The 13,215-nt window shown below is 72.4% G+C and carries 10 protein-coding genes and 1 pseudogene; 6 read left to right on the plus strand and 5 right to left on the minus strand.

Translation table 11 applies throughout. The features are described 5' to 3' along the window. Positions 1-7 precede the first annotated feature (7 nt). Together OHT52_RS20660 and OHT52_RS20665 are read left to right on the plus strand one after the other, a co-directional pair. The gene (locus tag OHT52_RS20660; RefSeq protein WP_328721664.1) at positions 8-1,402 is read left to right on the plus strand and encodes an MFS transporter; all 1,395 of its coding nucleotides are present in this window, start codon (positions 8-10) and stop codon (positions 1,400-1,402) included. Beyond that, complete coding sequence (locus tag OHT52_RS20665) at positions 1,392-2,906, plus strand: pyridoxal phosphate-dependent decarboxylase family protein (protein ID WP_328721665.1); 1,515 nt, start codon at positions 1,392-1,394, stop codon at positions 2,904-2,906. Before OHT52_RS20660 ends, OHT52_RS20665 begins: the two co-directional genes overlap by 11 nt. A 128-nt stretch (positions 2,907-3,034) precedes the next feature. On the opposite strand, the gene OHT52_RS20670 is transcribed toward OHT52_RS20665, so the two are convergent. The 3 genes from OHT52_RS20670 to OHT52_RS20680 all read right to left on the minus strand — a co-directional run bounded on the left by OHT52_RS20670 (position 3,035) and on the right by OHT52_RS20680 (position 6,940). Then, positions 3,035-3,676, minus strand: a complete 642-nt coding sequence (locus OHT52_RS20670) for a superoxide dismutase (protein WP_328721666.1) — start codon at positions 3,674-3,676, stop codon at positions 3,035-3,037. A 168-nt stretch (positions 3,677-3,844) separates the two neighbouring features. Then, entirely contained in the window at positions 3,845-5,278 is a 1,434-nt protein-coding gene (locus OHT52_RS20675; protein ID WP_328721667.1) for an amino acid permease, read from the minus strand. A gap of 240 nt (positions 5,279-5,518) precedes the next feature. Then, a complete protein-coding gene (locus OHT52_RS20680) occupies positions 5,519-6,940 on the minus strand; it encodes an amino acid permease (protein ID WP_328721668.1) in 1,422 nt (473 codons plus the stop codon). A gap of 287 nt (positions 6,941-7,227) precedes the next feature. Here OHT52_RS20680 and OHT52_RS20685 point away from each other — a divergent pair, with 287 nt between their 5' ends. Then, positions 7,228-7,821: a biotin transporter BioY gene (locus OHT52_RS20685; RefSeq protein WP_328721669.1), complete on the plus strand. Its 594-nt coding sequence runs from the start codon at positions 7,228-7,230 to the stop codon at positions 7,819-7,821. Between the two features lie 75 nt (positions 7,822-7,896). Here the strand turns inward: OHT52_RS20685 and OHT52_RS20690 are convergent, their stop codons facing one another. Beyond that, complete coding sequence (locus OHT52_RS20690; RefSeq protein WP_328721670.1) at positions 7,897-9,363, minus strand: amino acid permease; 1,467 nt, start codon at positions 9,361-9,363, stop codon at positions 7,897-7,899. A 220-nt stretch (positions 9,364-9,583) separates the two neighbouring features. On the opposite strand from OHT52_RS20690, the gene OHT52_RS20695 reads away from it, so the two are divergent. The 3 genes from OHT52_RS20695 to OHT52_RS20705 all read left to right on the plus strand — a co-directional run bounded on the left by OHT52_RS20695 (position 9,584) and on the right by OHT52_RS20705 (position 12,520). After that, a complete protein-coding gene (locus OHT52_RS20695) occupies positions 9,584-10,072 on the plus strand; it encodes a ribose-5-phosphate isomerase (RefSeq protein ID WP_328721671.1) in 489 nt (162 codons plus the stop codon). Between the two features lie 241 nt (positions 10,073-10,313). Then, positions 10,314-11,123, plus strand: a complete 810-nt coding sequence (locus OHT52_RS20700; RefSeq protein WP_328721672.1) for an Fpg/Nei family DNA glycosylase — start codon at positions 10,314-10,316, stop codon at positions 11,121-11,123. Positions 11,124-11,377: 254 nt separating this feature from the next. Beyond that, entirely contained in the window at positions 11,378-12,520 is a 1,143-nt protein-coding gene (locus tag OHT52_RS20705; RefSeq protein ID WP_328721673.1) for a PP2C family protein-serine/threonine phosphatase, read from the plus strand. Between the two features lie 170 nt (positions 12,521-12,690). On the opposite strand, the pseudogene OHT52_RS20710 reads toward OHT52_RS20705, so the two are convergent. Continuing rightward, a pseudogene (locus tag OHT52_RS20710) lies at positions 12,691-13,014 on the minus strand (cation:proton antiporter domain-containing protein); the annotation flags it as partial. Positions 13,015-13,215: the final 201 nt, after the last annotated feature.

Consider the following 13,215-nt stretch of genomic DNA (forward strand, 5'->3'; position numbering starts at 1 on the left):
CGGCCCCATGCCCGCCGACAGACCTCCGCAGCCCGTGCCCGCCCTGCCCCGCCGGGTGCGCGTCGGCTACGGCCTGGGTTCCCTCGCCACCGGCGCCTTCTCCACCGTGCCGGGTCTCGTCCTGCTCTACTACCTCACCGACGTGCTGGCCGTTCCCGCCGCCGTGGCCGGGGCCGCAGTCTTCCTCCCGAAGGCATGGGACGTCCTCGTCAATCCGCTGGTCGGCGTGGTCTCCGACCGCAGCCGGCTGCGCGGCGGCCCCCGCCGTCCCTTCCTGCTGATCGGCGCCTGCACCCTGCCGCCGCTCTTCGCGCTGATCTTCGCCGCCCCGTCCCTGCGCGGCGGAGCCGCCGCCGGGTACGTCGCCGTGCTCTTCCTGCTCGCCGCGACCGCGTACGCCGTCTTCCAGGTGCCGTACGTGACGATGCCCGCCGAGATGACCGAGGACCCGGCCGAGCGCGGCCGGGTGCTGGCCTGGCGGGTGGCGTTCCTCGGCGTCGCCATCCTGCTCTCCGGCGCGCTGGCCCCCGCGATCGCGCACGCGGACGGCGACACCCCCGCGAGCTACCGGCTGATGGGCGTGATCGTCGCCGTACTCCTCGCCGCCGGCATGTTCGGCGCCTGGTTCACCACCCGGTGGGCCCCCACCGTCGCCCGGAGCGAGGCCGAGCCCTCGCTCCGCGCCCAGCTCGCCGCCGCCCGCACCAACCGGCCCTTCCTCCACCTCGCCGGGATGTGGACCCTCCAGGCGCTGGCGATCGGCGTGATGCTCGCGGGCGTCCAGTACTTCGCCACCTACACCCTCGGCTCGGCCTCCGCGGTGACCCCGCTCTTCGCCTGCATGATCGGCCCGCTGGTGCTCTTCATGCCGCTGTGGAACCGCCTCGCCCGCCGCAAGGGCACCCGGTACGCCCAGTGGTGCGCCTCGCTGCTCTACATCGCCGGGGCCGTCGCCCTCGCCTTCACCGGGGCGGCCGGCCCGGTGCTCGGCTACTTCGCGGTGGCCGCGGTCGGCATCGCGTACGCCGGTCTGCAACTGCTGCCGCTGACGCTGCTGGCCGACACCCTGGCCGCCGACGCCGTCCGGACCGGCAGGCGCAGGACCGCCACCTTCACCGGACTGTGGACGGCCGCCGAGACCCTCGCCTTCGCGCTGGGCGCCGGGGTGTTCGCGCTGGTCCTCGCGGTGACCGGGTTCCGCTCCTCGGACGCCGACCACGAGGTCGCCCAGCCGGACGCCGCCCTCACCGGGATCACCGCCGGCATGAGCCTGCTGCCCGCCGTCCTCGCCACCGCGAGCCTCTGGCTGCTGCACCGCTACCGCGAGGAGGCGCAGACCCCTCCCGAGACCCCTTTCGCACCCCCTTCCGTACCTGACAAGGACCTGACCCGTGCCGACTGACGCCGTACCCACCCCTGGAACCGGCAGGCCCGCCGCCGAGGTGCTGGCCGAGCTGCGCGCCCTGCGCGGCGCCGACGCCCCCACCCGGGGCGGGCGCACCTTCGCCTACGTCTACGACGCCGGGCTGGACGGGCTCGACGAGCTGACCGCCGAGGCGTACACCGCCTTCGCCACCGTCAACGGACTCGACCCCACCGTCTTCCCCAGCGTCGCCCGGCTGGAGAACGACCTGGTCCGCGCCGCGGTCGACCTCCTCGGCGTGCCGGGCGCCCAGGGCACCTTCACCAGCGGCGGCACCGAGAGCATCCTGCTCGCCGTGAAGACCGCCCGTGACCACGCCCGCGCCGTACGCGGAGTGACGGACCCCCAGCTGGTGCTGCCGTCCACGGCCCACGCGGCCTTCCACAAGGCCGCCCACTACCTTGGCGTGGAGCCGGTCGTCGTCCCCGTCGACCCGGTCACCTTCCGGGCCGACGCCGGGGCGACGGCGGCTGCCCTCACCGACCGCACCGCCCTGGTGGTGGCCTCCACCCCCTCGTACGCCCACGGGGTGATCGACCCGGTCGCCGAGATCGCCGCAGCCGCCTCCGCGCGCGGGGTGCTCTGCCACGTCGACGCCTGCATCGGCGGCTGGCTGCTGCCCCATCTGCGGCGCGCCGGACGGGACATCCCGCCCTTCGACCTGTCGGTACCCGGCGTCACCTCGCTCTCCGTCGACCTCCACAAGTACGGGTACGCCGACAAGGGCGCCTCCGTGGTGCTCTACCGGGACGCGGAACTCCGCCGCCACCAGTACTTCGCCCACGCCGGGTGGCCCGGCTACCCCGTCGTCAACCCCACCGTGCAGGGCACCAAGTCCGGCGGGCTGCTCGCCCAGGCGTGGGCGGCGCTCCAGCACGTCGGAGAGGACGGGTACACCGCGCTCGCCGGCCGGGTCGCCGAGGCCTCCGACCGGCTGCTGGCCGGACTCCGCGCCCTGCCCGGCCTCCGGGTCCTCGGCGAACCCGCCGCCGGACTGGTGGCGTTCACCGTGCTCGGACCGGGCGCCGGGGCGCGGGCGGACGGCGAGGACCGGGCGTCAGGTGAAGGGGCGCCCGACCTCAGCCTGCTCCTCCACCTCGCCGACGAGATGCGGGAACTCGGCTGGTACCTCCAGCCCCAGCTCTCCTTCGACGGCCTGCCGCCCAACCTGCACCTGACGCTCACCCCGGCCACGGTCGGCCAGGTCGACGCCCTCCTCGCCGACCTGGCCAAGGCCCTGGTCGCCGCCCGTGCGCTGGAGCCGGTCGCGGTCGACCCCGCCCTCGCCGCGCTGGCCGCCACCCTGGACCCGGACACGCTCGGGCCGGAGGAGGTCGCGGGGGTGCTCGCCTTCGCCGGACTGGACGGGGACGCCGGGCTGCCCGGCCGGATGGCCCCGGTCCTCGTGCTGCTGGACGCCCTGCCGGGTGCCCTGAAGGAACGGCTGCTCGCGGAGTTCATCGGCGCGGTGTTCCGGGTCTGAGCCCGCTCGCACACGTGGAAGAACCCCCGCGAACCATGTCTTCGCGGGGGTTCTTCGTTCATCCGCCTGCCGGGTGAAGGGTGAGAAGACGATCACGAGGCAGGACGTCCGGGGTGGGCCGGCGACGGTCAGGGGGCGAGCAGCAGGACGTTCTCGCGCGCCTTGGCCGCGGCGTACCGCTTCGCCACGTCCTGCCAGTTGACGACCCGCCACATCGCCTCGATGAAGTCGACCTTCTGGTTCTTGTACTGGAGGTAGAAGGCGTGCTCCCAGGCGTCGAAGACCAGGATCGGGACGGAGCCCTGGCCGACGTTGCCCTGGTGGTCGTAGACCTGCTCGACGACCAGCCGGCCGCTGAGCGGCTCGTACGCGAGGACGCCCCAGCCCGAACCCTGGGTGGTGGCGGCGGCCTTCGTCAGCTGGGACTTGAAGCCGGTGAAGGAGCCGAAGGACGCGGTGATCGCGTCCGCGAGGTCGCCCACGCCGTCCGCCGCGAGCGGTTCGCCGCCGCCGTCGCCGGTCATGTTGTGCCAGTAGATCGAGTGCAGGACGTGGCCGGAGAGGTGGAACGCGAGGTTCTTCTGGAGCCCGTTGATCGCACCCCACGCCTCCTTGTCCCGCGCCTCTTCCAGCTGCTCCAGGGTGTCGTTCGCGCCCTTCACGTACGCGGCGTGGTGCTTGTCGTGGTGGAGCTCGATGATCTGCGGGTTGATGACCGGTTCCAGCGCCGCGTAGTCGTAAGGGAGTTCCGGGAGCGTGTACGTGGTCATGGTGCGAACCCTTCGGATGCTCAGCAGTTGTTATTGCAACTCATATGCAAGTGCAGGCTAGCAGGAAGAAGATCGCGACGGGGGAGGGCCCGGCGGAAGTGCCGGTACGGAAAGAGCGGCGGCCCGGGGAATCCCCGGACCGCCGCTCCCTGAACGCGTGTACGACCGTCAGCGCGCCGCCGCAGCCCGCCGCTGACGGATCAGCCCGATCGCGATCAGCACCACCGTCAGCGCGCCGGTGGCCAGCAACTGGTCACGGGTGTCGGGCTGGCGGAGCATCAGTACGAAGATCCCGGCCATCGCCAGCAGCGCGGCCACCGTCGCCACCGGGAACAGCCACATCCGCACCACCAGCTTCTCGGGCTCCTCGCGCTCGGTGCGCCCGCGCAGGACCAGCTGGGAGAGGGCGATGAAGATCCAGACGACCAGGATCACCGCGCCGATCATGTTGAGCAGCCACGGGAAGACGTCGTCCGGCCGCCAGTAGCTCAGCAGCACGCAGAGGAAGCCGAAGACCGAGGAGGCCAGCACCGCGTTGCGCGGCACCCCGGACGAGATCCGGCCGAGCACCTGCGGGCCCTGGCCCCGGGCCACCAGCGAACCCGCCATCCGGGAGGCGCCGTAGATGTTGGCGTTCATCGCGGAGAGCAGCGCCACCAGGATCACCACGTCCATGATCCGGCCCGCCGCCGGGATGCCCAGGTGGTCGAGGGTGGCGACGTACGGGCCCTTCTCGACGACCTTCGGGTCGTCCCACGGCACCAGCACCACGATGACCGCCATCGACCCGACGTAGAAGAGCGCGATCCGCCACATCGCCGTACGGACCGCCTTCGCGACCCCGCGCACCGGGTTCTCCGACTCGGCCGCCGCGATGGTGACCGTCTCCAGCCCGCCGTACGCGAAGACGGAGGCCAGCAGCCCGATGATGAAGCCGTTCGCCCCGTGCGGCAGGAAACCGCCGTCACCGGCGAGGTGGGCGGAGCCGGGGGCGTCCACGTCGGGCAGTACGCCGGTGATCGCCAGCACGCCGAGGACCAGGAAGAGCGAGATCGCGGCGACCTTCAGTGCGGCGAACCAGAACTCGAACTCGCCGAAGTTCCGCACCGCCGCCAGGTTCGTGCCCAGGAAGGCGGCCATGAAGAGCGCCACCCACATCCACTGCGGGGTGCCCGGGAGCCAGCCCGTCACGATGTCCGCCGCACCGATCCCCTCCAGCCCGACCGCGACCGAGAGCAGCACCCAGAACGACCAGCCCGCGGTGAACCCGGCCCACGGCCCGAGCGCCCGCTCGGCGTGCACCGAGAAGGAACCGGACGCCGGGTGGGCGGCCGACATCTCGCCGAGCATCCGCATCACGAGCATGACCAGCAGCCCGGACACCGCGTAGGCGACGACGATCGACGGGCCGGCCGAGGCGATTCCCGCCCCGGAGCCGACGAAGAGTCCGGCGCCGATGACCCCGCCGAGCGCGATCATCGACAGATGGCGTTGCCGGAGACCGTTGCCGAGCGAGGAACCGTCCGGAGCGGGGGCCGGGGCGGGGGACCCGGAGGTGGCCGGTGGACCGGCGGCGGGGGAGGACGTGCGGGTGCGGGGCATCGACGAGCTCAGTTCGGTCGGCGGGCCCGGGGGTGGGACCGCGGGGGCGTTCGAGCCGCCGGCCCGGACGTTCCAGGCTGGGTGGGGGGTGCGGCTCGTCGGACCTTTCAATCTGAGCGGATGTACCGCTCACCGGGCAGATCTGTCCGCAATACGGTCACCAGGTCCGCACACCGCGCACACCCGGTCCGCCCGCACCCCCCGTCCCGGACCACCCGCTCCGGCCGTGGTGACGCCGGATCAGCGCCCCGCCGCCGGCCTCCGGCGCGCCCTGACCTCGCGTACCCACGCCACCAAAAGCACCACCGCCGTCGCCCCCGCCGACCAGAGCACCTGCCCGCGCGCCGAGTCGTCGGCGAGCATCAGCACCAGCACCGCGCACAGCGCCACCAGCGTCAGCCAGGTCATGTACGGGTAGCACCACATCCGCAGCACCGGCCCCCGCGCCGGCCCCGAAGCGGCGGCCTCCCGGTCGATGCGCGGCCGCAGCCGCAGCTGGGACAGGGCGATCAGCGCCCAGACGAACAACAGCACCGCCCCGACCGAGTTCAGCAGGTACAGGAAGACGGTGTCCGGCCACTCCAGATTGAGGAGTACCGAGACGAAGCCGAAGGCCACCGAGGCGAGCACCGCCCGGCGCGGCACCCCGCCCCCGCGCTCCGTCACCCCCGACACCTTGAGCAGCCCGCGCGGCGCCTCGCCCCGCTCGGCGAGCGAGAAGACCATCCGTGAGGAGCCGTAGAGGTTCGCGTTGAGCGCGGAGAGCAGCGCCACGAAGATCACGACGTTCATGATCTGCCCGGCGGACGGCACCCCGATCGAGTCCAGCACCGTCACGTACGGGCTCAGCCCCGCCTGCTGCGCGGTCCACGGCAGCACCGTCACGATCACCAGCATCGAGCCGACGTAGAAGAAGAGGATGCGCACCACCGCGCTGCGCACCGCCCGTCCCACCGCGCGCGCCGGATCGTCCGTCTCGGCGGCGGCGATGGTGAGGACCTCAAGCCCGCCGAACGCGAAGACCACCGTCAGCACCCCGGACACCACCCCGCTCCAGCCGTTCGGCAGGAACCCGCCCCGGCCCGTGAGGTTCGTCAGGCCCACCGGATCGGTCTCCGGCAGCAGCCCGAAGACGGCGAGCGTGCCCAGCACCAGGAAGGCCACGATCGCGCACACCTTCAGTGCGGCGAACCAGAACTCGAACTCGCCGAAGTTCTTCACCGCGGTGAGGTTGGCCGTCGTGAAGACCACCATGAAGACCAGCACCCACGCCCACGGCTCGACCGCCGGCACCCAGCCGTGCGCGATCCGCGCCGCCGCGGTCGCCTCCACGGCGAGCACCACCACCAGCAGGAACCAGTAGAGCCAGCCCACGCTGAACCCCGCCCAGCGCCCCAGCGCGCGCTCGGCGTGCACGGAGAAGGAACCCGAAGCGGGCATCGCCGCCGACATCTCCCCGAGCATCCGCATCACCAGCACCGCGAGCGCGCCCGCGACCAGGTACGAAACGACGATGGCCGGCCCCGCGACCGCGATCCCGGCGCCCGAACCGACGAACAGCCCGGCCCCGATCACCCCGCCCAGGCCGAGCATCGTCAGATGCCGTTGCTTGAGCCCCGGGGAGAGCGGCTCGGCGGGGGCGGGAGGCGGTGCGTCGCGCATGGAGGTCAGGCCGCTCTGGTCGGTTTAGTGGGGAACCAACAGCGTCTCACGGAGCGAGACGGCCTCGGAGAGACGTCTGTGCTGCACGACCGGAGTGATGAGGCTCACGCCGAGGTGTGGTTGCCTCCGCGCCTTTGTGCGAACCCCACCAAGTCCCGGTCGGGGCCTTTGTGGGCGGCACACGGTGATCAGCGCCGTGCCCTTGGGCTAACGTCAGCCGCAGGCTCGCCTTTTCGGCTCCTGCCCGCCCTCACGTCCGTCTCTCCACCCTCACCCGCGGAGTCCCGATGAGCACTGCTGCCGCCCCCGTCCGTACCGGAGTGGTCCTCGCCGACCTGCTGCCCGCGGCCCGGCACCGCGTGGCCGTCGACACGGCCCTCGTCCTGGGCGGAGCCGCCCTCACCGGTCTCGCCGCGCAGATAGCGGTCCCGATCCCCGGCTCCCCGGTCCCCGTCACCGGCCAGACCTTCGCCGCGCTCCTCATCGGCAGCGCGCTCGGCGCCCGCCGCGGCTTCCTCTCGATGGCGCTGTACGCGGTCGTCGGCATGGCGGGTGTGCCGTGGTTCTCCGGCGGCACCTCCGGCGCGGGCGGCGCCAGCTTCGGCTACATCCTCGGCATGCTGCTCGCCGCCACCGTCGTCGGCGCCCTCGCCCGCCGGGGCGGCGACCGCTCCGTGCCGCGTACCGCGGGCACCATGGTGATCGGCTCCGCCCTCACCTACGCCGTCGGCGTCCCGTACCTCGCCCTCTCCACCGGCATGTCGGCGAGCGCCGCCGTCGCCGCCGGTCTGACGCCCTTCCTCATCGGCGACGCCGTGAAGGCCCTGCTGGCGATGGGCGCGCTGCCCGTCTCCTGGAAGCTCCTCGGCCGCCGCGGCTGAGCTTCTCCCGTACGACCCCCGAAAGGCCCGCCGGACGCGTTCCGGCGGGCCTTTCGCGCTGTCCGCGTACGAGCGTCAGTCCCGCACCGCCGCCCGGCGCCCGCGCCGCTCCCGTACCAGCGACACGGCGACCACCACCGCCGCGACCAGCAGGGAGAGCAGCACCTGCTCGCGGCCCGCGTCGTCGGTCAGCATGTAGACCAGGACGAACGAGATCATCGCGATCGTCGCCCAGGTCAGATACGGGAAGAGCCACATCCGCACGACCGGCTTCTCGGGCGACTCGCGCTCGATCATGGGGCGCATCCGCAGCTGGGTGAAGCAGATGACCAGCCAGACGAAGAGCGCCACCGCTCCCGAGGAGTTCAGCAGGAAGGCGAAGACGGTGTCCGGCCACCGGTAGTTGAAGAAGACCGCCACGAAGCCGAAGACCACCGAGGAGAGGATCGCCGCCTGCGGGACGCCCCGCTTGTTCACCCGGGTGAAGGCCCGGGGCGCGTCGCCACGGCCGCCGAGCGAGTAGGCCATCCGGGAGGCCGTGTAGAGGCCGGAGTTGAGGCAGGACAGCACGGCCGTCAGCACGATGACGTCCATCACCTGCCCGGCGTGCGGGATGCCGATGGAGTCGAGCGCGGCGACGTAACTGCCCTTGTCCACGATCGACGGGTCGTTCCACGGCAGCAGCGTCAGCACCACGAAGATCGAGCCCAGGTAGAAGACGGCGATCCGCCAGATGACGCTGTTGGTCGCCTTCGAGACGGCGCGCCGGGGGTCCGAGGACTCACCGGCGGCGAGCGTGACGATCTCGCTGCCCATGAAGGAGAAGACCACCATCAGCACCCCGGTCAGGATCGCCCCCGGCCCCTTCGGCAGGAAGCCGCCGCTGTCGGTGAGATGGGCGAACCCGGAACCCGGGTTGTCGGAACCGGGCAGTACCCCGAAGACCGCGAGCAGCCCGACGATCACGAAGGCGCCGATGGCGACGACCTTGATCCCGGCGAACCAGAACTCGAACTCGCCGTAACTGCCGACCGAGATCAGGTTCGTGGCGGTCAGCACGGACATCACGATCAGCGCCCACCCCCACTGCGGTACGGCCGGCACCCAGCTCTCCAGGATCGCGGCGCCCGCCGTGGCCTCCACGGCGAGCACGACCACCCAGAAGAACCAGTACAGCCAGCCGATGGAGAACCCCGCCCAACGCCCGAGCGCCTGGTCGGCGTAGGCGGAGAAGGAACCCGAGCTGGGCCGCGCGGCCGCCATCTCGCCGAGCATCCGCATCACCAGCACCACCATCGTGCCGACCAGGGCGTACGAGACGAGGATCGCGGGACCGGCGGCGGCGATGCCCGCGCCGGAACCCACGAAGAGGCCGGCGCCGATCACCCCGCCGATGGCGATCATCGAGAGGTGACGGTTCTTGAGCCCGGCCTTGAGCTCACCCCCGGGGGCTCCGGAGCCCCCGGAGCCCCCGGAGCCCCCGGAGCGGTCCGGCCCGCCGGGCTCGCCGCCCGCTTCCGTCACTGCCGTTCCCGACGTCATGGCTGGAGTCCTCACGTAACGCCTCAGCGCGGCTTTCGTACGGCCTGCGCACGGCTGGTCCGGGCGGATCGCTGCGAACCGCCCTGCCCGAGCCGGGACCGCGCGCGTCCGCGGTCCCCGCAGGTCCGTGGCGGTACGAACGGTGTCCCGGCCGCGACCCCGCGAAGGGCTCCGACCCCGCTGACGGCTACCCTGCCGCGTCCGTGCCACACTTTCCGGCATGCGCGTGTACCTCGGATCGGACCATGCCGGCTACGAACTCAAGAACCACCTCGTCGAGTGGCTGACGGCCCACGGCCACGAGGCCGTCGACTGCGGACCCCACATCTACGACGCCCAGGACGACTACCCGCCGTTCTGCCTCCGAGCCGCCGAGAAGACGGCCGCGGACCCGGACAGCCTCGGCGTCGTGATCGGCGGCTCCGGCAACGGCGAGCAGATCGCCGCCAACAAGGTCAAGGGCGTCCGTGCGGCGCTGGCCTGGAGCGAGCAGACCGCCGCTCTCGGCCGTGAGCACAACAACGCCAACGTGGTGGCCATCGGCGGCCGGATGCACTCCGAGGAGGAGTCCACCAAGTTCGTCGAGATCTTCCTCAGCACGCCGTACTCGAACGAGGAGCGCCACACCCGGCGCATCGAGATGCTCTCGGCGTACGAGGAGACCGGCGCCCTCCCGCCGATCCCCGCCCACCACCCGCAGCAGGGCTGACCCCGGCCGCACCGCACCCGCCGACTGCCCACCGTGCCGCCAGGGCCCCGGGCGTGTTCGGAAAGTCCCGCCGACCCGGCGGTGTCCGGCACGCACGGACACCACCGGCCCCGCCTTCCGGGCGGACGGCGCCGCTTCCCGGACACGCCCTCGCCCGGCGGCACGGCCCGTTCCGCCGGCAGCCCGTCCCACGCCGGCCGTTCCGCGCGCGCCGGCCATCCCGCCCGTCAGGAGAGCGTCCGTGCCCGAGGGACACACGATCCACCGCCTGGCCGCCGACCATCGCGAGCGGTTCGCCGGGCGGCCGGTGCGCGTCAGCAGTCCGCAGGGGAAGTTCTCCGACAGCGCGGCGCTGCTCGACGGCCGGGTGCTCGACGCCGTCGACGCCCACGGCAAGCACCTCTTCCTCGGTTTCGGCGCCACCGGCTGGGTCCACATCCACCTCGGACTCTTCGGGAAGCTCGGCTTCGGTACCGTCCCGGCCCCGCCGCCCACCGACACCGTCCGCCTCCGGCTGCGCGGCGAGCACCACTACGCCGATCTGCGGGGCCCCACCACCTGCGCCCTCATCACCGAGCCCGAGAAGCGGGCGATACACGAGCGCCTCGGCCCGGACCCGCTGCGCACCGACGAAAACGGAACGCGCGCCTGGCAGCGGATCTCACGCAGCCGGGTCACCGTCGCCGCCCTGCTGATGGACCAGAAGGTCGTCTCCGGCGTCGGCAACGTCTACCGCGCCGAGGTCCTCTTCCGCCACGGCATCGACCCGTACCGCCCCGGCACGGACCTCACCCGCGCCGAGTGGGACGCGATCTGGGCCGACCTCGTCCTGCTGATGCGCGAAGGGGTACGGAACAACCGCATCGACACCGTCCGCCCCGAGCACCTGCCCGAGGCGATGGGCCGCCCGCCCCGCGTCGACGACCACGGCGGCGAGGTCTACGTCTACCGGCGCGACCGGCGGCCCTGCCACGTCTGCGGCACCGACGTCCGCACCGCCGGACTGGCCGCCCGCAACCTCTTCTGGTGCCCCACCTGCCAGAAGCGCTGACCGCACCGCCGGACCGGCCACCGCCGCACGTACGCCGAGGGCTTCGCGTGTCCCGGTCCGCGCGTTTCCACCCCGTCGAAAGCACGTTCACGCACGGCGGTCCGCGGCCCCCGGGCGAGGGGCCGGAGGCGTCCGGTTCCACGGTCGTACGCCACGCCTACCAGCGTCTCCACCGGCGGGGCGACCCTTTCTCGTACCTCTCCCCACCGGGGTCCCCCTGCACGGGGAGCCGTTCGGTCGATAAGGTCCCGACAATGGCCTCTCGCGACGGAGTGAACGCGTCCATGGCCCGGTGGCGGCGAACGGCACACCGGGTCCGCATCGCGCTGCGCCGGTCCGGGGTCGACTACTTCCGCGGCGACGGGGCCGACTGGATAGCCTTCGCGGGCCTGTTGCTGACGATTCCCGCCCTCACTCTGGCCACCGTGTGGAACCCGGAATGGTTCTCGCCCACCGCCCTGGTGCTGCCGATCGTCGCCGGCGGCCTGCTGCTCCGCCCCGCCAGCCTGCTCACCCTGTACGCGGTCGCGGCAGGCGCCCTGATCGTCGAGTCCTTCACCCTCGGCACGGCCCCGGCCGATGTCACGGTCACTCCGGGCAATGTGCTCGTGGTCGGAGCCTGCGGCTTCTTCGGGCTGGTGCTCGCCCAGTTCCGGGCCCGTGTCGGAGTGCCCTGGCGGCGCGGAGGCACCATGCTCTTCGACCTGCGCGAACGCATCCGCGTCCAGAGCGCGCTGCCGCGGCTGCCGAAGGGCTGGCACTGCGAGATGTCGCTGCGGCCCGCCGGGGGCCAGTCCTTCTCGGGCGACTTCGTCGTCGCGGCACGCACCCACGGCGGACGCACGCTGGAGGTCGTCCTCACCGACGTCTCCGGCAAGGGCATGGACGCCGGCTCCCGCGCCCTGCTGCTCTCCGGCGCCTTCGGCGGCCTCCTCGGCTCGCTGCCCCCGCACGGCTTCCTGCCCGCCGCCAACGGGTACCTGCTGCGCCAGGACTGGGACGAGGGGTTCGCCACCTCGATCCACCTGGTGCTGGACCTGGAGACCGGCGACTACGAGATCCTCTCGGCCGGCCACCCTCCCGCCCTGCAGTTGAACTCCGCGACCGGGCAATGGGAGGAGAAGGCCGCCGAGGGGCCGCTGCTCGGCGTCTACGACGGAGCGGAGTTCGACGCGGTCAAGGGCTCACTGGCCTCCGGCGACGTGCTGATGCTCTTCACGGACGGCTTGGTCGAGGCCTCGGACCGGGACATCGCCGACGGCATCGACCGGCTGACCGGCGAGGCGGACCGGTACGTCACGACCGGCTTCGAAGGCGCGGCCTGGCATCTGATCGAGGCATGCGCGAAGGACGTCAACGACGACCGCGCGCTGCTCCTGCTTTCCCGCCGGGGCTGAGCCGGCTCAAGGGCTCTGCGACACCGCCCGGCCAGGCGTCCCGCCGGACTTTCCGCCGGGTGTCCCGCCGGACAGCCACCTCGCCGGCCAGGAGGAACGTCTCGCGGCGAGGGGTGCGCGGACCTAGAAGAAGATCGCGCCGAACGCGTCCCGCAACGGACTGGCGAGCCCATGATGCCGAGGAGCGGCCTGGTCTCCCGGTTCCGAGCCTCCCGAGGTCCACGAGGACCTCGGTGGCGGATCGCCGAGGACGGGATACCGAGCACTCCGGCGAGTACCGGTGCCTCCGAGGTTCCTCGGCCCAGCGCGTAACCGAAGCCGAGACCGCCGCCCACGTTCGGGGCCAGGTGGACGCCGCCGGCGATCGTCATCCTGCGACCACCGGTCCGCGGATCGTCGAGGTGGAACTCCAGGCCGGGGCGGAGGAGCAGCAGCACCAGGCCGAGCGCCGCGAGCATCTACAGATCGTGCGGGTCCGCCAGCAGCAGGATGCCCGAGCACGGCGGCGGCCAGAAAGGCGTCCTCCCACGGCGATGAGGGTGTCGGCGTGTCCGACGGGCCCGCTCCTTCGGCAGGTCGACAAGTCGAGACAGAAGGCAAAGAAGGAGTCAAGAATTCTCCGTACGGGCGCTATCGGACGCGCCCCGCAGCCGGCGGCGTCCACGAGCGGGCGGGCGGCGGACCGGCCCGGAAGC

It is taken from the genome of Streptomyces sp. NBC_00247, assembly GCF_036188265.1.
In the GTDB taxonomy this organism is placed as follows: Bacteria; Actinomycetota; Actinomycetes; order Streptomycetales; family Streptomycetaceae; genus Streptomyces.